General features: G+C 71.6%; 23 protein-coding genes. 7 read left to right on the top strand and 16 right to left on the bottom strand.

The features are described from left to right. The first annotated feature begins 55 nt into the window (after positions 1-55). Positions 56-2,674: a PA14 domain-containing protein gene (locus ACH4SI_RS18225; protein WP_398296762.1), complete on the top strand. Its 2,619-nt coding sequence runs from the start codon at positions 56-58 to the stop codon at positions 2,672-2,674. Here the strand turns inward: ACH4SI_RS18225 and ACH4SI_RS18220 are convergent. From ACH4SI_RS18220 to ACH4SI_RS18160, 13 genes are all read right to left on the bottom strand, one after another. After that, positions 2,569-3,642, bottom strand: coding sequence for a DUF5937 family protein (locus ACH4SI_RS18220; protein ID WP_398296761.1), 1,074 nt, complete (start codon positions 3,640-3,642; stop codon positions 2,569-2,571). The genes ACH4SI_RS18225 and ACH4SI_RS18220 overlap by 106 nt on opposite strands. A gap of 4 nt (positions 3,643-3,646) precedes the next feature. Further along, positions 3,647-3,895, bottom strand: a complete 249-nt coding sequence (locus ACH4SI_RS18215; protein ID WP_398296760.1) for a hypothetical protein — start codon at positions 3,893-3,895, stop codon at positions 3,647-3,649. Between the two features lie 65 nt (positions 3,896-3,960). Further along, positions 3,961-4,092: a DUF5937 family protein gene (locus ACH4SI_RS18210; RefSeq protein ID WP_398296759.1), complete on the bottom strand. Its 132-nt coding sequence runs from the start codon at positions 4,090-4,092 to the stop codon at positions 3,961-3,963. Between the two features lie 38 nt (positions 4,093-4,130). Continuing rightward, positions 4,131-4,445 carry a gas vesicle protein K gene (locus ACH4SI_RS18205; RefSeq protein WP_398296758.1) on the bottom strand — a complete coding sequence of 105 codons (315 nt, stop codon included), beginning with the start codon at positions 4,443-4,445 and terminating at the stop codon, positions 4,131-4,133. Beyond that, the gene (locus ACH4SI_RS18200) at positions 4,423-4,623 is read right to left on the bottom strand and encodes a gas vesicle protein (RefSeq protein ID WP_361484548.1); all 201 of its coding nucleotides are present in this window, start codon (positions 4,621-4,623) and stop codon (positions 4,423-4,425) included. Before ACH4SI_RS18200 ends, ACH4SI_RS18205 begins: the two co-directional genes overlap by 23 nt. Further along, the gene (locus tag ACH4SI_RS18195; protein ID WP_398296757.1) at positions 4,620-5,414 is read right to left on the bottom strand and encodes a GvpL/GvpF family gas vesicle protein; all 795 of its coding nucleotides are present in this window, start codon (positions 5,412-5,414) and stop codon (positions 4,620-4,622) included. The genes ACH4SI_RS18200 and ACH4SI_RS18195 overlap by 4 nt, the downstream gene beginning before the upstream one ends. Continuing rightward, a complete protein-coding gene (locus tag ACH4SI_RS18190) occupies positions 5,411-5,800 on the bottom strand; it encodes a gas vesicle protein (RefSeq protein ID WP_398296756.1) in 390 nt (129 codons plus the stop codon). Before ACH4SI_RS18190 ends, ACH4SI_RS18195 begins: the two co-directional genes overlap by 4 nt. Next, positions 5,797-6,213 carry a gas vesicle protein GvpO gene (gene gvpO, locus ACH4SI_RS18185; RefSeq protein ID WP_398296755.1) on the bottom strand — a complete coding sequence of 139 codons (417 nt, stop codon included), beginning with the start codon at positions 6,211-6,213 and terminating at the stop codon, positions 5,797-5,799. The genes ACH4SI_RS18190 and gvpO overlap by 4 nt, the downstream gene beginning before the upstream one ends. A 3-nt stretch (positions 6,214-6,216) precedes the next feature. Continuing rightward, positions 6,217-6,468 (bottom strand): gas vesicle protein GvpG, encoded by a 252-nt coding sequence (locus ACH4SI_RS18180; RefSeq protein ID WP_398296754.1) that lies wholly within the window; start codon positions 6,466-6,468, stop codon positions 6,217-6,219. A gap of 2 nt (positions 6,469-6,470) precedes the next feature. Further along, positions 6,471-7,253, bottom strand: a complete 783-nt coding sequence (locus tag ACH4SI_RS18175) for a GvpL/GvpF family gas vesicle protein (RefSeq protein ID WP_398296753.1) — start codon at positions 7,251-7,253, stop codon at positions 6,471-6,473. Next, entirely contained in the window at positions 7,253-7,726 is a 474-nt protein-coding gene (gene gvpJ, locus ACH4SI_RS18170) for a gas vesicle protein GvpJ (RefSeq protein ID WP_398296752.1), read from the bottom strand. The genes ACH4SI_RS18175 and gvpJ overlap by 1 nt, the downstream gene beginning before the upstream one ends. Before the next feature lie 30 nt (positions 7,727-7,756). Beyond that, a complete protein-coding gene (locus ACH4SI_RS18165; RefSeq protein WP_398296751.1) occupies positions 7,757-8,686 on the bottom strand; it encodes an SRPBCC family protein in 930 nt (309 codons plus the stop codon). Further along, positions 8,686-9,207 carry a hypothetical protein gene (locus tag ACH4SI_RS18160; protein WP_398296750.1) on the bottom strand — a complete coding sequence of 174 codons (522 nt, stop codon included), beginning with the start codon at positions 9,205-9,207 and terminating at the stop codon, positions 8,686-8,688. The genes ACH4SI_RS18165 and ACH4SI_RS18160 overlap by 1 nt, the downstream gene beginning before the upstream one ends. 185 nt (positions 9,208-9,392) lie before the next feature. Between ACH4SI_RS18160 and ACH4SI_RS18155 the strand changes: the two genes are divergently transcribed. From ACH4SI_RS18155 to ACH4SI_RS18135, 5 genes are read left to right on the top strand one after another with little or no spacing between them, the layout of a single operon-like run. Further along, positions 9,393-10,379: a LacI family DNA-binding transcriptional regulator gene (locus ACH4SI_RS18155; RefSeq protein ID WP_398296749.1), complete on the top strand. Its 987-nt coding sequence runs from the start codon at positions 9,393-9,395 to the stop codon at positions 10,377-10,379. A 39-nt stretch (positions 10,380-10,418) separates the two neighbouring features. Then, entirely contained in the window at positions 10,419-11,750 is a 1,332-nt protein-coding gene (locus ACH4SI_RS18150) for an ABC transporter substrate-binding protein (protein WP_398296748.1), read from the top strand. Between the two features lie 11 nt (positions 11,751-11,761). Beyond that, the gene (locus ACH4SI_RS18145) at positions 11,762-12,619 is read left to right on the top strand and encodes a carbohydrate ABC transporter permease (RefSeq protein ID WP_398296747.1); all 858 of its coding nucleotides are present in this window, start codon (positions 11,762-11,764) and stop codon (positions 12,617-12,619) included. A 5-nt stretch (positions 12,620-12,624) separates the two neighbouring features. Further along, positions 12,625-13,467 (top strand): carbohydrate ABC transporter permease, encoded by an 843-nt coding sequence (locus ACH4SI_RS18140; protein ID WP_398296746.1) that lies wholly within the window; start codon positions 12,625-12,627, stop codon positions 13,465-13,467. 39 nt (positions 13,468-13,506) lie between these two features. After that, complete coding sequence (locus ACH4SI_RS18135; RefSeq protein ID WP_398296745.1) at positions 13,507-15,603, top strand: beta-galactosidase; 2,097 nt, start codon at positions 13,507-13,509, stop codon at positions 15,601-15,603. A gap of 26 nt (positions 15,604-15,629) precedes the next feature. Here the strand turns inward: ACH4SI_RS18135 and glpK are convergent, their stop codons facing one another. After that, positions 15,630-17,147 carry a glycerol kinase GlpK gene (glpK, locus tag ACH4SI_RS18130; protein WP_398296744.1) on the bottom strand — a complete coding sequence of 506 codons (1,518 nt, stop codon included), beginning with the start codon at positions 17,145-17,147 and terminating at the stop codon, positions 15,630-15,632. Between the two features lie 10 nt (positions 17,148-17,157). Beyond that, positions 17,158-18,015: an MIP/aquaporin family protein gene (locus ACH4SI_RS18125; RefSeq protein WP_398296743.1), complete on the bottom strand. Its 858-nt coding sequence runs from the start codon at positions 18,013-18,015 to the stop codon at positions 17,158-17,160. 223 nt (positions 18,016-18,238) lie between these two features. On the opposite strand from ACH4SI_RS18125, the gene ACH4SI_RS18120 reads away from it, so the two are divergent. Then, entirely contained in the window at positions 18,239-19,507 is a 1,269-nt protein-coding gene (locus ACH4SI_RS18120) for an FAD-binding protein (RefSeq protein WP_398296742.1), read from the top strand. A 10-nt stretch (positions 19,508-19,517) separates the two neighbouring features. On the opposite strand, the gene ACH4SI_RS18115 is transcribed toward ACH4SI_RS18120, so the two are convergent. Next, positions 19,518-21,929 (bottom strand): phosphoketolase, encoded by a 2,412-nt coding sequence (locus tag ACH4SI_RS18115; protein WP_398296741.1) that lies wholly within the window; start codon positions 21,927-21,929, stop codon positions 19,518-19,520. Between the last annotated feature and the right edge of the window lie 136 nt (positions 21,930-22,065).

Genomic DNA, 22,065 nt, shown 5'->3' with positions numbered 1-22,065 from the left:
GCCGAATGATCGGCGCCCCAGCTTGTTCCAACAGCTGTTCCGGCAAGGAGGACATGTGCGTTTACGTTCGGCTCTCGCCAGACCCGTCCGACCCGTCAGATGCCTCATCGCCGCGCTCGTCCTGACGCTCGGCGTACTCGGTCTGCTGACCGCCCCCGGCCCCGCCGCGGCCGACGACCGCGACCCCGATCCCGCCATCAACGGCCTGCGCGGCGACTACTACCTCCAGTCCGCCCCGGGAGCCTTCGACTTCCACGAACTCAAGGCGACCACCCTCGACACGGCCCTCGACTTCGACAACCTGGAGCCGCGGCTGCAGACCGCCACCGGGCGGTCCGACGACGTCAGCGTCCGGTGGACCGGCCGGCTCGTCCCCGAGCGCTCCGGGACGCACACGTTCTCGATCACGGGCGACAACGGCTTCCGGCTGTGGATCGACGGCCGGCCGGTCATCGACCACTGGGTCGACGACTGGGACAAGGAACAGGTCTCCGGCCCGGTCGAGCTGACCGCGGGCCGCGCGTACGACATCAAGGTCGAGTACTTCGAGCACTACGGCGGCTCCAACCTCCACCTCGGCTGGACCCCACCCGGCCAGGCCAAGGAGCCGGTGCCGGCGTCGGCGTTCCGGCTGCCCCCGGACTTCGGCTACGAGGGCCCGGTGAGCAGCGCCGTCCAGCCCGACGGCCGGACGCTGCTGATGGACTTCACCCGCCCCCTCGCCGCTCCCCCGGCCGGGCTGACCGGCCACCTCAAGGCGGTCGTCGGCGGCGCGGCCTGGCCACTGGGCCGTGCCCGGCTGGACCCGGCCGACCCCTCGCGGCTGCTGCTCGCGCTCAAGGAGCCGGTGGTGGGCCGTGGCGGCGAGGCGATCGTGCGCTACGACGGCGAGGGCGGCCTGACGAACGACAAGAGCGCCGTCGGGCAGTTCCTCGCCTTCGGCGGCAACACCTCGACGTACCAGCTGAGCACCCCGTGGGCCAAGGACGTCGGCCCGGACAACGCCCACCCCGAATACCCGCGCCCGCAGCTGACCCGCGACCGGTGGAAGAACCTCAACGGCACCTGGCAGTTCGCCGCCGCCGAGCAGGGCCAGTCGCCCCCGTTCGGGCAGCGGCTGCGGGAGAACGTCCTGGTGCCGTATCCGGTGGAGTCCAAGCTGTCCGGGCTGGAGCGCCACGAGGACCGCATGTGGTACCGGCGCACCTTCACCGTCCCCGCGGACTGGAAGGTCGGCGACGGGCAGCGGCTGAAGCTGAACTTCGACGCCGTGGACTGGCAGGCACAGGTCTACGTCAACGGCACCCGCGTCGCCGAACACCGCGGCGGCTACGACCGGTTCAGCGCCGATGTCACCGACGCCCTGCGCCCCGGCCGCACCCAGGAACTGCTCGTCGGTGTGTACGACCCGACGGACGCCAAGGATGGCGAGAACCCGCCGATGGGCAAGCAGCGGCTGGACCCCAGCGGCATCTTCTACACCCCGTCCTCCGGTATCTGGCAGACGGTGTGGATGGAGCCGGTGGCCGCCGACCACGCCGACAGCCTCAAGCTGACTCCCGACGTGCCGGGCAAGGCGCTCACCGCGGAGGTCCGCGGCGTGCGGGGCGGCGTGCCGGTCACCGCGACCGCGTACGAAGGGAAGCGCGTGGTCGGCAGTGCGACCGGGCGCACCGGCTCGGCCCTGACCGTGCCGGTGCCCTCGCCCCGGCTGTGGTCCCCGGACGATCCGTATCTGTACCGGCTGAAGGTGACCGTCGGGCGGGGCGCGAAGGCCGACCGGGTGACAAGTTACTTCGGCATGCGCAGCATCGCGGTCGAGGAGGTCGACGGCAAGCGGCGCATGGTACTCAACGGGAAGCCGTTCTTCTCCATGGCCACCCTCGACCAGGGCTTCTGGCCGGACGGCCTGCACACCGCGCCGACGGACCAGGCCCTGGCGTACGACCTGAAGATGCACAAGCGGATGGGGTTCAACTCCGTGCGCAAGCACATCAAGGTCGAACCCGACCGCTGGTACTACTGGGCCGACCGGCTCGGCCTGATGGTGTGGCAGGACATGCCCGCCATGAATACGATCGCGCCGTCGGAGCAGGCGCGGGGCCAGTACGAGCGCGAGATGAAGGCAATGATCGACCAGCACATCAGCAGTCCGTCGATCGGCGTCTGGGTCACCTTCAACGAGGGGTGGGGCCAGTACGGCGGGCCGAAGGTGCCCGCGCTCGCCAAGGGCTGGGACCCGTCCCGGCTCATCGACGGCGCCAGCGGCTGGAACGACACCGGCAACGGCGACCTCGCCGACATCCACGCCTACCCGGGCCCCGGCGAACCCCGCCCCGACGCCCGGCGGGCGGGCGTCATCGGCGAGTACGGCGGTCTGGGCCTTGCCGTACCGGGGCACGCCTGGCCGGTGCAGCACACCTATGTGGGCGTGGACCAGGAGCAGTACACGGCCGAATACCTCAAGCTGCTGGACAAGGTGCGGCAGCAGGTCGCCTGCCACGGGAACAGCGGCGCGGTCTACACCCAGATCACGGATGTGGAGGGCGAGCTGAACGGACTCCTCACCTATGACCGCAAGAAGGTCAAACCCGATGTGGAGCGGTTGCGCGAGGCGCACCGGTCCCTGATCCGCGCGGCGAAGGACCCGGCGTCGATGGAGTGCACCGGGTAGTCCGTACGTAAGGTGTGGCGCCCCGCTCGTGATGACGGGCGGGGCGCCGTCACCCTTGAAGGCCACCGCGCACCGCGCCGACGTGCGCGTCCAGCGTCACGGCATCGCCGATCCTCAAACGGGAACTGCGCGACACCTACAGACACCTCGGCGCTCACCTGGAGGTCCCGGACGACGGCCTGGTCGTGGTCGACGGCGACGTCATCGGCGGCCGAAGGTGATGCTGTTCGACGAGCCGAGTGCCGTTTCCACGAGTCGTTCGAGCGGCCCGAGCCGCTGGTGGCGGGCGAGGTGTACGAGATCGAGATCCCGGCGCCGGACACCGCCAACCGCTTCGGGGCCGGACACCGGGCAGCACGTCCTGCCCGAGCCGCAGCAGGGTGCCGGTGGCCAGCCGGTGGTACACGTACTTGCCCTCGCGCTCCGATTCGACGAGCCCGGCGTCCCGCAGCTGCCGCAGGGTGCGCGAGACCTGCGTGTCGTCCAGCCCCAGCCGCTGGGGTGGTGGTGATCGGCTCGCCCAGCAGATGCCGGCACAGCTCCATCCGGCCGAGCGAGGCCAGCGCGGACATCCGGGCCCGCAGTTCCGCCGGAGTGAGCTGCCCGTGCGCCTGCCCCTCCACCGCGGCGAACTGGATCACGACGGGATGGGATACCTCGTCCTTGACGGTCAGATGCGGCCATACATGGATGGAAGGGACCAGGAAGAGCGGGCGCGGCCCGATGTCGATCTCGTCGACGGCCAGCTTGTCGTAGCGCACCCGCGTACCGCCCTGGGAGACGACCGCGGTCGGGCTGAGCCCGGCCAGCACCTCGGCCAGGCCGCTTCTGCGGCCGTCGGTGCGGAACCGCACCACGGCCGTCTCCAGCCGGTCGCGCACCGCGCGCCATTCGGCGGCGAAGAACGCGGTGCCGCAGCGCTCCAGGAAGTCGATCAGCCGGGTCCGCGTGCCCTCGGGCGAGGCCATCAGCTCATGCGCCAGCTCGCCGCGCCGGAACGACCGCCGCTCGCACCTGGGTGATGAAGCGGTAGGCGGCCTCCGGATCGTGTCGCAGGCTGTGGACGTCCGGCACCCGCTCCCGGAAGCCCAGCACCCCCTGCGCGCACAGCTCCGTGAACTCCTCCAGCGGCAGCTTCTCCAGCAGCCGCAGCTCGTCCTCGAAGGACCGGTCCAGCGGAGCGTCAGCGGGAACAGCAGCCGGCAGCGCAGCCGCGCCCACAGGGGCGACAGGGCGCTCATCTCCTGCGTGAGCGCCACGTCGAAAGTCGTGCCGAGGCGGCGCGTTCAGCGCTGTGCCTCGGGGTGGTGGTCCGGCTCGGCCAGGATGTGCAGCACCGACATGAACTCCGCGAGCGGCGGGCGCCCGACGTGGACGTCGGGCGCCCGCGCTGACCGGAGGTTGAGCGTGACCCCCACCCGCGCAGCGTACAGCCGTCACGCGGGCAGGTGGGCGATCAGTCGCGGGGCAGGAGCGGGCCGAGCGGGCCGAGGTCCAGGTTCAGATCGTCCTCGGTGAGCCCGAAGTGTTCCCGCAGCTCCTCCATGTTCTTCTCCAGCGCCATCAGCGTGAGCCCGAGCTTCTCGATCTGCTCGTCGCTGACGCCGCCCTGGTCGACGCGGCGCAGCGCCTGCCGTTCCATCAGTTGGCGCAGCAGCTCCACGATGGTCAGTACGAGACCGGCCAGGCTCTTGCGCACCGACTCCTCGTCCACCTCGAGCCGGCGGCGGCGCTCGGGAGGGCGCTCGTCAGGGCGGCGCTCGATGCTCATCCGCGTCTTCCATGTCTTCTATCCGTACGGAAGCGATCAGCGCGCGAAGGGAAATGCGCACCAGATCGATGTCGGCGATGCTCAGGGTGATCTCCCCGGCGATGACGACGCCCCCGGCCAGCACCCGGTCGAGCAGATCGACCAGGGCCACCTCGCGCCGCTCGATCGCGTGGGTCACGACGCCTCCTCACGCTCGGGCGGCGCGGTGAACGAGTACGGCGGCCACGGCCCGCTCAGCTCCAGGTCGACGTCCGGGTACCGCTCCCCCAGGCCGGTCACCGCGGCGGTGAACTCCTCCGTCCGGTCGTCCGGCACCAGGTAGGAGTTGTTCAGCACCATCCAGCCCTCGTACGCGGCCAGCCGCGCATCCTGCGGCGGATGGGTGGCGGTCGCCGCGGCCAGCGCGGCCAGGGCGGTGTGGATCTCCTCCGCCCGTTCGGTCGCACGCAGATGGGCGGTCTCCTTGTCGTCCCGCTGGGCGCGGCGGCGCAGCAGATAGTCGGTGCCGGGGCTGTCGCCGCCGGATGCCACCTCGTCGCCGGGGTCGGGCAGGAAGGCGCGCGGGTCGACGTACGCCTTGACGCCCCACTCGGTGCGTCCGGCCACCCGCGCCAGCGTGGCCGTGAAGTCGTCCCGCCGCTCCTGGAGCATCGTGCGGACCCGGCCGTCGTCGTGGTAGATCGTGGCGAACCGCAGCGGAATGACCTGGCCGTATCCGGCGGCCCGGCCGATGACCCGGTGGTGGGCCCTGGCCGCCCGCTCCAGCCAGGGCAGGTCCTCCAGGTGGGCGCGCAGCGGCTCCTCGCCGAAGTCGTCCAGCGGTACGGAGCCCACCACGGCGGCCAGTCCGGCGTTCCCGACCAGCCGCACCGGTTCGTCCGCCACGCCGGTGAGCCCGGCCGGGGCGGCGCTCTCCTCGCGGGCTGCGGTCACCGCGTACAGCCAGGTGGCAAGGGCCTCCTCGGTCACGGTCCGTCCTCCCGTCCCCGGTCGCGGTCGCGGTCACGCTCCGGTGCGCGTTCCGTGTCGCGGCCGGACTCCAGCTCACCAACGCGCCGCCGCAGCCGCTCGTTCTCGTCCAGGACGTCGCGGGCGCCGGAGGAGAGCGTGGGGTCGTGCTCCCACCAGTCGATGCCCATCTCCTTGGCCCGGTCCACGGAGGCGATCAGCAGCCGGATCTTGATGGTCAGCAGCTCGATGTCCAGCAGGTTGATCTGGATGTCCCCGGCTATGACGATGCCCTTGTCGAGCACCCGCTCCAGGATGTCGGCCAGGCTCGCCGACTCCCGGCGGGCCGGTTCGGGCGGGCCGCCCGTGCGCCGGCTCGGCACGTTCCAGTCGGCGCCCTGGCTCATGTCCGCTCCTCCGACCTGCCGCGGTAGTAGCGCCGGGCGCGGCGGTACGAGACGAGTCCGCCCTCGCCGTCGACCTCGACCCGGTACTCGGCGAGGATGTCGGTGGAGTCCGGGATCCGGTGGGTCTCCAGCACTTCGACGCCGATGAGCCAGCCGTCGTCGTGGCGTTCCACCGAAGTGATGCTCTCCGGGTCGTGTCCGATCAGATCCCGCAGCTCGCGGGCGGCGCTCCGGGCGGCCGACCGGGCGGTGGTCGCGGGACGCCGGGCGTCGCCGGAGCGGCCGCGGGCGTCGGCGGAGGGGCGCCGGGCGTCGGACGCGGAGCGACGGGTTTCGGACGCGGGGCGCCGGGCGCGCCGGGGCCGCTCCCGCTCCTCGCCGTGGTCGCGTCCGTCCCGTTCCTCGCTGCCCACGGCTCACACCTCCAGGCCCCCGCCGGGCGGGCCGCCGGCCATCAGCCTGCGCACCAGTTCGTCCTCCTGCCGGGCCGCCTCCTCCTCGGTCAGCTCCCCGGAATCCCGCCGCTCCGCGACCTCTTCCAGGCGCTGCTGGATCACCCCGGGGTCGTACAGCTGCCGGTGGGCCTCGTCGTGCAGCTGCTCGGCGATCCAGACGACGCCGCGCACCGGGGCCAGCGGCCAGGTGACCAGTCCGCTGAACAGTCCCATGGCTATTCGCCCTCCTTGGCCGGGCTCATCGCGTCGGCCACGAAGTCGTACGGGGCCAGGGGCCCGAGCAGGCGGATCCGGACCCGGCCGTTCCAGTGCTTGCCCAGCTCCTCGGCGGCCTGCTCGAAGGCCGTCCGCCGTGCGTCCTCGACCAGGAAGGAGGCGTTCACCAGACCTTCGGCGGAGGACGGTTCCGTGCTCAGCGAGGCGAGCGCGCACGGGCTCAGCCTGCGGTCCACCTCCAGCGCGTCCACGGCCCGTTTGGCGGCGATGGCGTCCATGACCAGCTGTCCCAGCTGGATGCGCTGATCGTACCCGGCCTCCTCCGGGAGCCCCTGAAGCTCCTCGCGGAGGCGCCCGGCCTCGGGCTGCTCGGCCAGCACCTCGCGCAGCACCGCGTCCTGCACATAGCGGGCGCGCAGGGTGAACTGGGAGCGGCCGCGCAGCCGGTCGAGGGCGCGCGCGAAGTCGTCGTGCCCCGCGCTGAGCAGTTCATCGGTCACCGCGGTGGTGTCGCGCACCACCGTGCCGAACCGGAACGGCAGCACCGGGGAGGACCTGGCCGCCAGGGAGTCCAGCACCCGGGCGTGGGCGCGCAGGTCCTCGGGGGTGCCCAGCGGCTTGTCCAGGGGCACCTCACTGACCACGGCGGCCTGGCCGCCGTGGCGCACAAGGGTCACCGCCGCGTCCGGATCTCCGACGGCGCCCAGGTCCTTCACCGCGTCGTCGCTCCGGTCGCCCGGTACGACCCCGTATACGTAGCAGGCACGTCCGTCCTCGGCCATCACCGCTCGCGCTCCCTGCTCGAACTCCGCCGGTGCCGTTCACCGGATTCCCGTCGTCGCCCTCCTTCGCGCTCCCTCGCCTCGTGCTCGTACTCCTCGGGCTCCTCGGACTCGTCGCTGTCCTCGCCCTGGAGCAGGTCGGAGACGGTGTCCTTGACGCCTTCCAGGGCGCCCTTGGTCTTCTTGCGCCCGCCGCTCTCCTGGATCTCGTCCATGAGGCCGGGCAGGCCCTTGGTCTCGGTGCCGCTGCGGGCGAGGTCGAGGCGGTTCGTCGCCTCGGCGAACCGGAGGTAGGTGTCGACGCTGGCGACGACGACGCGGGCGTCGATCGTCAGGATCTCGATACCGACAAGGGAGACCCGGACGTAGACGTCGATGACCAGTCCCTTGTCCAGGATCAGGTCGACCACGTCGACCAGGGCACTCGAACTGGCCCGGTCCAGATACTGACTCTGCTGGCTTGCTACGGTCACCACGCTCACCTGTTCCGGGGGCGGGACCCGTCAGCGCCGCGAAGGCCGCGCCGGCTCCTCGTCCTCCTCGTACTCCTCCTCGTAGGCGTCCTCGTCGCCGTACTCGCCCTCGGGGGGCTCCTCTTCGGACTCCTCCGCTGCGGGCTCTTCCTCTTGGCCCTCTTCGCCCTCTTCGCCCTCTTCGCCTTCGACGACCTCGCCGTCGCGGATCTCGCCGCGCCAGCCCTCGATTTCGTCCGGGTTCAGCAGCACCTCGGCCATCGCGTGGCGGCGGAAGTGCTTCAGCTCAAGGCGGACCCGGCGGCCCTGGGCGCGCCACAGGTTTCCGGTGCGCTCGAAGAAGCCCTGGGGGTAGTACTGGAGGACGACGAGGACGCGGGTCAGCTCGGGGCCCAGCTCGTGGAAGGTGATGGCACCGTTGACGTGGCCCTTCTCGGCGCGCGACGTCCAGATGATCCGCTTCTCGGGCACCTGCTCGACGATCTCGGCGCGCCACTTGCGGTGCGACCAGAAGACCTGGGCCTTCCACTCCATCTCGGTGTCGGACTCCTGCTGGACGTCCTCCACCTTCTTCATGAAGGTGGGAAAGTCCTCGAACTGGGTCCACAGGTCGTAGGTGAGATCGATCGGGGCACCGATGTCGATCTCCTCGACGATGTTGGTGACCTTGAGCTTCTTGTCCTTGTCGCCGCCCTTGCCGCCGTCCCCGCCGCCGAGGCCCGGGACGATGTCCTTGGCCTTGTCCACGGCCTGCTCCTTGACCTGGTGCAGCCCGGCCTTGACCAGCGGCTTCACGGGGATGTGGGGTCCGCCGTCGCCGAGGTGGGTCACCGAGGTCAGGGCCTTCTCGCCGAGTGCGGTGACCAGGTTCTGTGCTTCCTTCATCAGCCGCTCGGTGGGCAGCTCCTTGGCGAGCGTGCCGAGGGCGCCCGTGCGCCCCTCGTCCGATCCCTCAGCCATCACCGATCACCCTTGTCGCCCTTGTCGCCCCCGCTCCTTCTGGCCTCGCCACCACGGGCGCCCTCGGAGGCGGTCCGCTTGCGTGGCCGCTCCGACCGGTCGCCCGAGGGACGCGTCCGACCCCCGCGCTCGCCGCGCTCGCCGCGCTCCCCGCGGGATGCCTCACCGCGCGACCGTCCGCCGTTCCCGCGCCGCTCGTGCTGCTCGTCGTCCTCCGCGTGCCCGTCCGGACCGTGGCCGTCAGGACGCAGCGACGAAGCACGCCGCTCCAGCCGGTCGCTCAGCGCGTCCATGCGGTGACTGGCCGCCGACAGCGCCGCCGACCGCCCCGCGGATACCAGCTCACCGCGCAGCCGCCCGATCTCGGAGGACGCCAGATCCTGCACGCCGCCCGGGAGGTGTCCGGACGTGAGACGCCGACCCGCCGCCATCCCGGCGAGGGTGAGCGCCAAGCCCACTCTGTGGCCACGCCCGAAGAGGTAGCCGCCGGTGAACGCCAGTGCCACCTGGCCGTTCTTCATGATCGCTCCTCCTCCTGCCGTCGAACTGAGACACCCATATGGGCTCATTTACCAAGTATGGTGCATTTCGCCCATTCGGCCATCAGGGGCTGCGCGATCTCTTGACGTCGGCTACGGGCCCGAGAACACTCCTGACTACGTAGTCATGACTACGTAGTCAGACGCCCTGAGAAGGGAGAACGCGCATGCGCAGAGGCCGTGGGCCGGGGATGAACGAGGTCGCCCGGGCCGCCGGGGTCTCCCAGAAGACCGTCTCCCGGGTCGTCAACGGCGAGCCCTACGTCAGCGCGGAGGTCCGCGACCGGGTGCTGCGGGTCATCCGTGAACTCGACTACCGCCCCAACAACGCCGCCCGCGCCCTGATCCGCGGCACCTACCACCGGATCGGCGTCGTCTCCCTGGGCAGCGCGCTGTCCGGACCCGCCTCGGTCCTGATGGCCCTCGAACAGGCGACGCGCCGCTCCGGCTACTCCTTCGCCCTCGCCAGCACCCTGGAGAATCCGGACGGTGGCTACACCGCGGCCGTGGAATCCCTGCTGGAGCAGGGTGTGGACGGCATCGTCCTGTCCGATCCCATCGACAACGGCGCCCCGTCGGACCTCACCACCGATGTGCCCGTGGTCAGCCTCAACGTGGTCGGGAAGGAGGGCGTGGCGGCGGCCCGCGCCGGCACCGAGTATCTGCTCTCCCTCGGCCACCGCACGGTCTGGCACATCCCCGGCCCGCAGAACTGGTGGTCCGCCCGGGACCGGCTGCGCGGCTGGCGGGAGGCCCTTGCGGCGGCCGGGGCAGCCGAGCCGCCGCTGCCCGACGCGGGCGACTGGTCACCCGCCGCCGGGCATACGGCGGGACTGCGGCTGGCCCGGGCGCCGGGCGTGACGGCGGTGTTCGCGGCCAACGACGAGATGGCGATCGGGGCGCTGCGGGCGTTCTCCGAGGCGGGCCTGTCGGTGCCCGGCGACATCAGCGTGGTCGGCTTCGACGACATCCCGGCGGCCGCGTACCTGGCCCCGCCGCTCACCACCGTCCGGCAGGACTTCCAGGCCCTCGCCGACCGAGCGCTGGACGTCCTGCTGGCCCGGATCGAGGGCCGGGCCCGCCCGGACGGTCTCGCCGACCTCCCCGTACACCTGTCGGTCCGTCAGTCGACCGCGCCGCCTCCTCCGCACTGACGCGCGGCGGGACGCCGCACACCCCTCTTGGAGCCGCAGATGAGAGGACCGTCCCCCTACCTCACCCGACGCACACTCCTCGGCGGCGGGCTCGCGCTCGGCGCCACCGCCTGTGGCGGCCACCGGGCCGCCGCCGTCCGTACCTCCGGTCCGGTCACGCTGTCCCTGTGGACCCATGACGAGGGCTACGAGACGTTCTTCCGCACCGGCATACCCGGCGCCGACCATCGCACCGACTTCCGCTACCGGCTGGACGTGACCCGGGCCGGCGCCGCCGACCTCGTCACCAAGCTGCTCGCGCAGGCCGTGGCCGGGCGCGGGATACCGGATCTGATGGGGTTCGAGATCGGCGGCTTCCCCCGGATGCTGCGCGGCGACATCGCCGAGCGGCTGCTGCGCGATCTGACCGGCGACATCGCCGCCGTGCCCGGTCTCGCGGCCGATCTGCTGCCCGCGCGCACCGCGCCGTACCGCCAGGACGGCCATCTCTACGCCCTCGACTCCGACACCCCGCTGGTCGTCCACTACTACCGCCACGACCTCTTCGCCCGGTACCGGCTGCCCGTGGACATCGCCACCTGGGAGGAGTTCGCCGAGGTGGGCGCGCTGGCCCACCGGCGCCATGGCATCGCGCTCAACGCGGTGGTGACCGGCAGCGACGTCAACCAGGTGGTGCAGTCGTTCCAGATGCTGCTGAACCAGCGCGGTGGCGCGCTGTTCGACGCGGAACAGCGGCTGGTCCTCGACTCGCCGGAGGCGGTGGAGGCGCTGGACTTCCTGTGCCGGGGCCTGCGGGACGGCTTCGTCATCGACATCGGCGACTACTACGGCGGCGCCATGCAGGCGGCGCTGAAGCGGGGCACGGTGGCCGGGCTCGCCATGGCGAGCTGGTACAAGGTGTACGGGCTGATGGCCAATGTCCCCGAACAGTCCGGGAGATGGCGCATCCGGCCGCTCCCCCGCTTCTCGCGCGGCGGCCACGCCACCTCGGCCGTGGGCGGCACCGGTTTCGGCGTGCTGCGCGGCAAGGCGAACGAGCGGGCCGCCGTGGACTTCCTGCGCGCCACCTGGCTCACCCACGAGGGACAGGTGCGCCGCTTCCGCCGCACCGGCTATCTGCCCACCCGGCGCTCGGTGTTCAAGGACCCGGCGCTGCTGCGCACCGAGGACGCGTACCTGGGCGGTCAGCGGCCGTTCGACGTCTACACCGCGCTGCTGGCCGATGTCCCGCCCGTCCATCTGAGCCCCGATCAGTCCATCCTCCACGACGTGCTCAGCGGCCATCTGCTGCGTGCCTACCACGGGACCGAGTCACCGCGGGAAGCGCTGCGCAAGGCGGCGGAGGACTTCCGTGACCAGGCCGGCCGGTAGAGGGAGGACATGTGATCGCGCCGTATCTGTTCATCGCTCCCTTCTATCTGCTGTACGTGCTCTTCATGCTGGTGCCCATCGGGGTGGCGCTGTGGCTCAGCCTGTGCGAATGGGTCGGGCTCGGCGCGCCGCACTGGGTGGGCCTGCGCAACTACCACCATCTGCTGACCGATGGCAGCTTCCAGCGGGCGCTGGGCAACACGGGGGTCTACGTCCTGGTGAGCGTGGCGGTCATCGTGCCCGCCGCGTTGCTGATCGCCCAGGCCCTGAACTCCCGCGGACTGCGCGCCCGCGATCTGTGGCGTACCGCCTATTTCGTGCCCATGGTGGTGTCGCCGATCGTCGTCGCCCTCGTCTTCGGGCTGATCTTCGACCGGCACTTCGGGCTGGCCAACGCGGTGCTGCGGGCCCTGTTCGGCACCGGCGGGGTGGACTGGCTGGGCGATCCGACGATGGCCCGGGTCAGCATCTGCCTGGTCATGGTGTGGCGCTGGACCGGGTATCTGACCATTTTCTTCCTCGCCGGTCTGCAGAACGTGCCGCGCGAGCTGTACGAGTCGGCGTCGCTCGACGGCGCCGGGCGGCTGCGTACCTTCCGCGCCGTCACCCTGCCCGCGCTGCGGCCGGTCACCGCCTTCGTGCTGGTGACGTCGTTCATCGGAGCCGCGCAGATCTTCGACGAACCGTTTCTGCTCACCGGTGGCGGGCCGTCCGAGGCCACGCTGTCGGTGGCCCAGTTCGTCTACCGCGCCGCCTTCGAGCGGCAGCAGTTCGGGTACGCGGCGGCCGCGGGCGTCGTGCTGTTCGCGGTGGTCTTCACCGTGAGCCAGGTCTTCAACAGGCTGCTCGGCATCGGGAGGCCGGTATGAACCCCATGAGCCCGACCATACGGGGCGGCCTGATCGCCCGCCGCTGTCTGCTCTACGCGACCCTCGCCGCCCTGCTGCTCGCCTTCACCGCGCCGCTGCTGTGGGCGCTCAGCGGCTCCTTCAAGCCGCGCGGCGACATCTTCGGCTATCCGCCGCGATTGCTGCCCGACCCGGCGACGTTGCACAACTACCGGACGCTGCTGAGCGATCAGCCCTTCGGTCGGTGGTTCCTGATGTCCACGGTGGTCGCGCTCACGGCCACCGCCGTGTCGGTGTTCGTCTGCGCGCTGGCCGGGTACGGCTTCGCCAAGTTCCGCTTCGCCGGGCGGCGGCTGCTGTTCTCGGTGATGTTCAGCTCGTTGTCGATCCCGTTCGCGGTGATCCTGGTGCCGCTCTTCGTCGTCCTCGTCAAAACCGGTCTGGGCAGCCCCTGGTTCGCGCTGATCGTGCCCTGGGTGGCGCCCGCGTTCGGGATCTTCATGATGCAGCAGTACATCGTGCAGGGCGTGCCGGACGAGGTCCTGGAGGCCGCCCGGATCGACGGCTGCGGGGAGTTCCGCATCTTCCTGCGCCTCGTGCTGCCCCTGCTGCGGCCCTCGCTCGGCGCCCTCGGCGTCTGGACTTTCCTCCAGAGCTACAACAGCTTCCTGTGGCCGCTGGTGCTGGTCTCGGACAGCGAGCAGTACACCCTGCCGCTCGGTCTGCAGACCCTCTTCCGCGCCGAGAACCGCCAGTACGACCTGGTGCTGGCCGGGTCCGTGCTCGCCGTGCTGCCCGCCGTCGCGGTGTTCGTGCGCCTGCGCAGACAGCTCCTGGAGGGGCTGTCCACGGGTGCCGTCAAAGGCTGATCGCACATCCCGAAATTCGCGAGAGGAATGGGAGTGTCCATGCACCAGCTACCCGGCCGGGTCCTCTTCGGCGCCGCCTACTACCACGAGTACCAGCCCTGCGATCGGCTGAAGGAAGACCTCGATCTGATGGCCGCGGCCCACTTCTCGGTGATCCGGGTCGGCGAATCCGTATGGTCCACCTGGGAACCGGAAAACGGCCGCTTCGCGCTCGACTGGCTGCGGCCCGTCCTGGACGGCGCCCAGGAGCGCGGCATCTCGGTCGTGCTGGGCACCCCGACGTACGCCGTACCGCCGTGGCTGGCCCGGCAGTACCCGGAGATCGCGGGCGAGCGGCGGACCGGGCGGCGCACCCCGTGGGGTGCGCGGCAGGAGGCCGACTTCACCCATCCGGCCTTCCGCTTCCACGCCGAACGCGTCATCCGGAAGATCGTGGGCCGCTACGCCTCGCATCCGGCCGTGATCGGCTTCCAGGTGGACAACGAGCCCGGTCTCGAACTCTTCCACAACCACGGTGTCTTCCAGCGCTTCGTGGACGAGCTGCGGACCGCCTACGGCGATGTGGAGACCCTCAACCGCGAGTGGGGGCTGGTCTACTGGTCGCACCGGCTCTCCACCTGGTCCGACCTGTGGACGCCGGACGGCAACGCCCAGCCCCAGTACGACTACGCGTGGCGGTGCTTCCAGGCCCGGCTGACCACGGAGTTCATCGGCTGGCAGGCAGATCTGGTGCGGGAGTACGCGCGGCCGGAGCAGTTCGTCACCACCTGCATCGCCTACGACCGGCCCGCCGTGGAGGACGACCGGCTGACCCGGCGGCTGGACGTCACCGCGGGCAACCCCTACTACACCATGCAGGACGCGCTCACCCTGCCCGACCGCTCGGCGGCCGACCAGGACTGGACCGCCACCGGTACCTGGGCCCTGTACCAGAGCGCCGACCGGATGTACTCCTCCCGGCAGGAACCCTTCCTGGTCACCGAGACCGACGCGCAGGCCATCGGCCACTCCTGGAACAACCGCCCGGCCTACGACGGCCAGTGGCGGCAGGCCGCGTGGGCCCTGGTCTCGCGCGGCGCCGCCATGATCGAGTACTGGCACTGGCACACGCTGCACTTCGGCACCGAGACGTACTGGGGCGGGATCCTGCCGCACAGCGGGCGACCCGGGCGCGTCTACGGTGAACTGGCTCGGCTGGGCGCCGAGTTGGCGGCGGCGGGCGATCTGGTGGCCTCGCTCACCCCGGACGCCGAGGCCGCGTTCCTCTACTCCTCCCCCAGCAAATGGGCCCTGAGCGGCCAGCCGCCGCTCGCCACCCCGGACGGCGGGCCCGACCGGCGCTCCTACCACGGCATCCTCGACCCCTTCTACCGCGGCGCCTTCGACGCCGGGCTCCAGTCCCGCATCCTGCACGTGGGGCAGCTGGCGGACGAGGCGCCGGAGCGGATCGCCGGGCGCTTCCCGCTGCTCGTCGTCCCCGCGCTCTACATCGCCGACGACGCCACGCTCGACCTGCTCACCGGGTACGCGGAGGCCGGCGGGCATCTGCTCCTCGGCCCGCGCACCGGCTACGCCGACCACGAGGCGCGGGCCCGGACGGACGTCCAGCCGGCCCGGCTCGCCGAGGCGGCGGGGGTGTCGTACGACGAGTTCAGCAACCTCGGGGGCGAGGGGCTCGCCGTGCGCGGCGCCGGGCCGCTCGATCTGCCGCCCGGGGCGCGTGCCACCCGGTGGGCGGACGGGCTGGTGGCGTCCGGCGCGAAGACCCTCGCGGCGTACGACCACCCCCACTTCGGCCGCTGGCCGGCCGCCACCACCCGCCGTCTGGGAAACGGCCGCATCACCTATGTGGGCACCGTGCCGGATCCGTCCTTCGCCGAGGCCTTGTTCCGCTGGGCGGCCCCGGAGACCGCGCCGGACACCCCCGACTGGCGGCTGCCCCAGCCCTCCGTCACCTCGACGGGGGCGACGGCGCGGGACGGGCGCCGGGTGCGCTTTCTGCACAACTGGTCGTGGGAGGAGGTGACCGTCACCCTGCCCGCGGCGGTGCGGGACGCGGTGTCGGGGACGGAGCACGGGGCGGGTGAGCGGCTCGCGCTGGGGGCGTGGGACGTACGGGTGCTGCGGGAGGTCTGACGGCGGGCGCGAGGGGAAGAGGGGGGTCAGTCCACCGGGACCCAGTTCAGGGTGCGCTCGACCGCCTTCTTCCAGCCCGCGTAGCCCTCCGCGCGCCGCTCCTCGCTCCACTGGGGCTCCCAGCGCCGGGATTCGCTCCAGTGCGAGCGCAGCTCATCGGTGTCCCGCCAGAAGCCGGTGGCCAGACCCGCGGCGTAGGCGGCGCCCAGCGCGGTGGTCTCGGCGATGACGGGGCGGCTGACCGGGACGCCCAGGACGTCGGCCTGGATCTGCATGCACAGCTCGTTGTCGGTGACACCGCCGTCCACGCGGAGGACGTCGAGGTGGATCCCGGCGTCGCGTTCCATGGCCTCCACCACGTCCCGGCTCTGGTAGCAGATGGCCTCCAGCGTGGCCCGGGCCAGATGGCCATTGGTGTTGTAGCGGGTCAGGCCGACGATGGCGCCGCGGGCGTCGGAGCGCCAGTACGGGGCGAAGAGGCCGGAGAAGGCGGGGACGAAGTAGATCCCGCCGTTGTCCTCGACGGTGAGCGCGAGCCGTTCGCTGCCCGCGGCGTCGTCGATGACCTTCATCTGGTCCCGTAGCCACTGGACGGCCGAGCCGGTGACGGCCATGGAGCCCTCCAGGGCGTAGACGGCGGGGCTGTCGCCGAACTGGTACGCCACGGTGGTGAGCAGCCCGCTGGTCGAACGGACCAGCTCGGAGCCGGTGTTGAGAAGGAGGAAGTTGCCGGTGCCGTAGGTGTTCTTCGCCTCGCCGGGGGCGAAGCACACCTGTCCGACGGTGGCCGCCTGCTGGTCGCCGAGGACACCGGTGATGGGGGTGGGGTTACGCAGCGGGCGCGAGGAGCGGGCCTGGCCGTACGCCTCGGGGTGGGAGGAGGGATTGATGGCCGGGAGCATGGCGCGCGGGATGCCGAAGATGGCGAGGAGTTCGTCGTCCCAGTCGAGGGTCTCCAGGTTCATCAGCATGGTGCGGCTGGCGTTGGTGACATCGGTGGCGTGGATGCCGCCGGAGGGCCCGCCGGTGAGGTTCCACAGCACCCAGGCGTCGGTGTTCCCGAACAGGGCGTGGCCGGCTTCCGCGGCCTCGCGGACCCCGTCGACGTTCTCCAGGATCCACTTGATCTTGCCGCCGGAGAAGTAGGTGGCGGGCGGCAGCCCCGCCTTGCGGCGGATGGTCTCGCCGTGGCCGTCGCGTTCGAGGGCGGAGGCGATGGTGTCGGTGCGGGTGTCCTGCCACACGATGGCGTTGCAGTACGGGCGCCCGTCGCGCGGGTCCCAGATGACGGTGGTCTCGCGCTGGTTGGTGATGCCGATCGCGGCCAGGTCGGCGGGCGAGAGGTTGCCCGCGCGCAGGGCGTTCTGCATGACGGAGTTGGTGCGCTCCCAGATCTCCACCGGATCGTGCTCGACCCAGCCCGCGCGGGGCAGGAGCTGGTGGTGTTCGAGCTGGTACCTCGCCACCTCGCCGCCGTCGTGGTCGAAGATCATGAAACGGGTGCTGGTGGTCCCCTGGTCCACGGCACCGACGAAGTCCGGCATGCCGCCTCCTTCAGGCTTCGGGACCCTCGGGGGCCGGGATGCGTCCCACTTCCTGCGGTCCGGCCTTCGGGAGGAAGCGGCTGACCAGAACCTTGTAGAGGGCGGCGCCGACGAGCCCGCCGATCAGCGGGCCGACGAGGGGCACCCAGAAGTAGAAATTCCCGTACTGGTCCCGCCAGGCGGTGCCGTAGCCGGTGAGGAAGCTGGCGAGCCGGGGGCCGAAGTCACGGGCCGGGTTGATGGCGTAGCCCGCGTCGGCACCCCACGCCATGCCGATCGCGACCACGACCAGGCCGATGATGAACGGCGCCAGGTTGGCCTTGGGCGGATCGTTGAGGAGGTCGGTGAGGGCGAAGATCAGCAGCACCAGGATCGCGGTGCCGATGATCTGGTCGCGCAGCGCGCCCCATTCGCTGACCGGCAGTACCCCGTTGCCGGGCAGGGTGGAGAAAACGAACTGCGTCTTGAAGGTGTGCCCGGGGTCGGCGTGGCCCAGCGCCTCGGTGTAGTTCCAGCGCACCAGCAGGGCCGCGACGAACGCGCCGAGGGTCTGGGCCCCCATGTACGGCAGCACCTTGGGCCAGGGGAAGCCCTTGAAGGTGGCCAGGGAGAGGGTGACCGCCGGGTTGATGTGCGCGCCGCTGAGCCGCGCCGCCACATACACGCCCAAGGTGACGCCGAGCCCCCAACCCCAGGCGATGGAGTCGTGGTCGCCGAGCCCGCCGACCGGCTTGGTGAGCGCCCCGCCCGCCACCACCTGGGCCACCACACCACAGCCGAAGAGAATGAGGATCATGGTGCCGGCGAACTCGGCGCTGAGTTCGCCGAGCATGCGGCCCCGGGTACCGTCGTTCTTCTCCTCCGCCATGGCCGCCCCTCTCCAGCGGTGCGCGAGCGGCGGTACCGGTCGCGTTCGCACCATCGTGTGCGCGACCCTGGCCCGGCGGCCCGTCCTGCTGCTCCATCCGGGTCACATCGGGTGGCAGCGGGGCGGTCTGTACGGATCAGGGGGCGGGCCTGTACCAAGGTCCTTGCCACATCACCCCCGGCCCGGAGCGGGCCCAGCCCCTCAGCAGGAATCAGGAGTGTGGATGCTGACCACCGGAGCCACCACCAATTGGGCAGGCAACATCACCTTCGGCGCGGCCCGGCGGCACCGCCCGGCCTCGCTCGACGAACTGCGGCGGATCGTCGGCTCCGCCGACCGGGTCCGGGTGCTGGGCACCGGTCACTCCTTCAACCGCATCGCCGACACCGACGGCGATCTGGTGTCCCTGGAGCGGATGCCGCACCGGGTCGAGATCGCCGCCGACGGCGCGACGGCCACCATCGCCGCGGGCATGCGCTACGCCCAGGTGGCCGAGGAACTGCACATGGCGGGCTACGCCCTGGCGAACCTCGCCTCGCTGCCGCACATCACGGTCGCCGGTGCCTGTGCCACCGCCACCCATGGCTCGGGCAATGTGCAGCGCTGTCTGGCCGCGTCGGTGGCGGGTCTGGAGATCGTGGGACCGGAGGGCGATGTGACCGAGCTGCGCCGGGACACCGAGGCCGACCGGCTGCCGGGGGCGGTGGTCGGGCTCGGCGGGCTGGGCGTCGTCACCTCGATGACCCTGGACATCGAGCCGGCGTACGAGGTGGCGCAGTGGGTGTGGACCGGGCTGCCGCTGGACCGCCTGGGCGACAGCTTCGACGAGATCTTCGCCGCCGCGTACAGCGTCAGCGTCTTCACCGACTGGCACGCGGACGAGGGCGTGGTGTGGCTGAAGTGCCGTACGGACCTGCCGGGCCCGCCGGAGCCGGGCCAGCCGTGGCTGGGCGGCCGCCCGGCCGACCGCCACCACCACCCGGTGCCGGCGATGCCACCGCTGCACTGCACCGAGCAGCTGGGCTCGCCCGGGCCGTGGCACGAGCGGCTGCCGCACTTCCGGCCGGACTTCACGCCCAGCAACGGCGACGAGCTCCAGTCGGAGCTGATCCTGCCGCGCACCGCGGCCACCGAGGCCTTCGCGGCGCTGCGCGGCCTCGGGGACCGGATCGCGCCCGTGGTGCAGGTCTCCGAGGTCCGCACGGTCGCGGCGGACGAGCTGTGGCTGAGCCCCGCGTACGGCCGGGACTGCGTGGCCCTGCACTTCACCTGGGTGCCGGACCACGCCGCGGTCATCGAGGTGGTGGCCGCGATGGAGGAGGTGCTGCTGCCGCTGGGGGCGCGGCCGCACTGGGGCAAGCTCACGGCGGCGGCTCCCGGACGGATCGTCGCCTCGTACGAGCGGGCCGACGACTTCCGCGACCTGCTGGCCGACCACGACCCCGCGGGGAAGTTCCGCAACGCCTACCTGGACGGCTACTTCCCGGCCTGACGCCCGGGTCCTAGCCGGTCCAGGACCACTCGGCGATCTCGGGCATGTCGGTGCCGTGGTCGCGGATCCACTGGTGGTGGCGGGTGCGCGCGTCCTGCATCCGCTGCCGTACGGACACGGCGCGCACCGCGAGCCCCGGGGTGCGGTCGATGACGTCCATGACGAGGCGGTAGCGGTCCAGGTCGTTGCGGACCACCATGTCGAACGGTGTGGTGGTGGTGCCCGACTCGCGGTAGCCGCGCACATGCAGATGCGGATGGACGGCGCGTTTGTAGGCCAGCCGGTGCACCAGCCACGGATAGCCGTGGTAGGCGAAGATGACCGGCCGGTCGCGGGTGAACAGGGCGTCGAACTCGGCGTCCGGCATCCCGTGCGGATGCGCGTCCTGAGGCAGCAGCCGGGTCATGTCGACGACGTTGACCACGCGCACGGCCACATCGGGCAGATGGCGGCGGAGGATCCCGGCGGCCGCCAGCACCTCCTGGGTGGGCACGTCGCCCGCGGCGGCCAGCACCACATCGGGCTCGCCCGCGCCGGTCTCCGTCCCCGCCCAGTCCCAGCTTCCGGCGCCCCGGGCGCAGTGGACGCGGGCCTGGTCGAGGTCGAGCCAGTCGAAGCAGGGCTGTTTGCCCGCGACGACGACGTTGACGTAGTCGCGGCTGCGCAGCACGTGGTCGGCCACGCACAGCAGGGTGTTGGCGTCCGGCGGCAGATACACCCGTACGGCCTGGGGGCTCTTGTTGAGCACATGGTCGACGAAGCCGGGGTCCTGGTGCGAGAAGCCGTTGTGGTCCTGCCGCCACACATGGGAGGTCAGCAGGTAGTTGAGGGAGGCGATGGGGCGCCGCCAGGGCAGGTCGCGGGCCACCTTCAGCCACTTGATGTGCTGGTTGACCATGGAGTCGACGATGTGCACGAACGCCTCGTAGCAGGAGAACAGGCCGTGCCGTCCGGTGAGCAGATAGCCCTCCAGCCACCCCTGGCAGAGGTGTTCGGAGAGGATCTCCATGACCCGGCCGTGCCGGTGCAGATGCTCGTCGGTGGCGAGGATGTCCTCCTGCCACGTCTTGCCGGTGGCGCGGTAGACGGCGTCGAGCCGGTTGGAGGAGGTTTCGTCGGGGCCGACGAGACGGAAGTCCCGGCGGTCCGCGGTGTCCTCCATGATCTGCTCCAGCAGCCCGCCGAGCACTCGGGTCGGCTCGTGCAGGGTGGCGCCGGGCTTGTCGACGGGCACCGCGTACGGCGCGAGGTCGGGCACGGGCAGGTCGCGCAGGAGCAGTCCGCCGTTGGCGTGCGGATTGGCGCCGAGTCGGCGGTCGCCCTCGGGCACGCAGGCGAGGACCTGCGGGCGCGGGCGCCCCCGGTCGTCGAACAGTTCCTCGGGGCGGTACGAGCGCAGCCACCGCTCCAGCAGCCGCAGATGCTCCGGGTTCTCCCGGACGCCCGGCAGCGGCACCTGGTGGGCGCGCCAGGTGTCCTCGACGGGCAGGCCGTCGACCTCGGCCGGACCGGTCCAGCCCTTGGGTGTACGGAGTACGATCACCGGCCAGCGCGGGCGCTCGGTGGCGTCCTCCTCGCGGGCGGTGCGCTGGAGGAGGGCGATCCGGTCGAGCGCCTGGTCCATGGCCCGGGCCAGCGCCCGGTGCGTCCGCAGCGGGTCTTCCCCGGGCCGGGCGGCGACGTGGATCGGCTCGTGGCCGTAGCCGCGGAGCAGATCGTCCAGCTCCGGTTCGGGGAGCCGGGCGAGCACCGTCGGGTTGGCGATCTTGTAGCCGTTGAGGTGGAGGATCGGCAGCACGGCGCCGTCGTGGACCGGGTCGAGGAACTTGTTGGCGTGCCATGAGCCGGCCAGCGGGCCGGTCTCGGCCTCCCCGTCGCCGATGACGCAGACGGCCAGCAGTCCGGGGTTGTCGAGCGCCGCGCCGTAGGCGTGGGCCAGGGAGTAGCCCAGCTCACCGCCCTCGTGGATCGAGCCGGGGGTCTCCGGGGCGACATGGCTGGGCACCCCGCCGGGGAAGGAGAACTGGCGGAAGAGCCGGGCCATGCCCGCCTCGTCCCGGCTCACGTCCGGGTAGACGTCGGCGTAACTGCCGTCCAGCCAGGATCCGGCGAGCACCGCGGGCCCGCCGTGGCCGGGGCCCCACACACAGATCGCGTCCAGGTCGCGGGCCTTGATGACCCGGCCGAGGTGGGTGTGGACGAGGTTCAGGCCGGGTGAGGTGCCCCAGTGGCCGAGCAGCCGCGGCTTGATGTGCTCGGGGCGCAGCGGTTCGGCGAGCAGGGGGTTGGCCAGGAGATAGATCTGGCCGGCCGCGAGGTAGTTCGCGGCGCGCCAGTGGGCGTCCAGGGCGTGCAGTTCGTGCTCGGTGGGGTCGGTGTGGTCGGCGGGGCCGTTCGGCGCGGTCCTTGCTGCGTCGGGCATGGGCCTCTCTCTCCACTCGTCCTGTATGGGTTGATGCGTACCCCTTTTGCCGATCGGGTCACCGGCCGATTCGGGCCGTTCGGCCCGGACCCGACCCCGGGCAGCCCAAGTGGGCGGGCGGGCGGCCGGTGGAGGC

Source organism: Streptomyces sp. NPDC021212, assembly GCF_044332925.1.
GTDB lineage: Bacteria > Actinomycetota > Actinomycetes > Streptomycetales > Streptomycetaceae > Streptomyces.
Note: the sequence above shows the minus strand (reverse complement) of the source record. Positions and strands in the feature narration are given on the sequence as shown.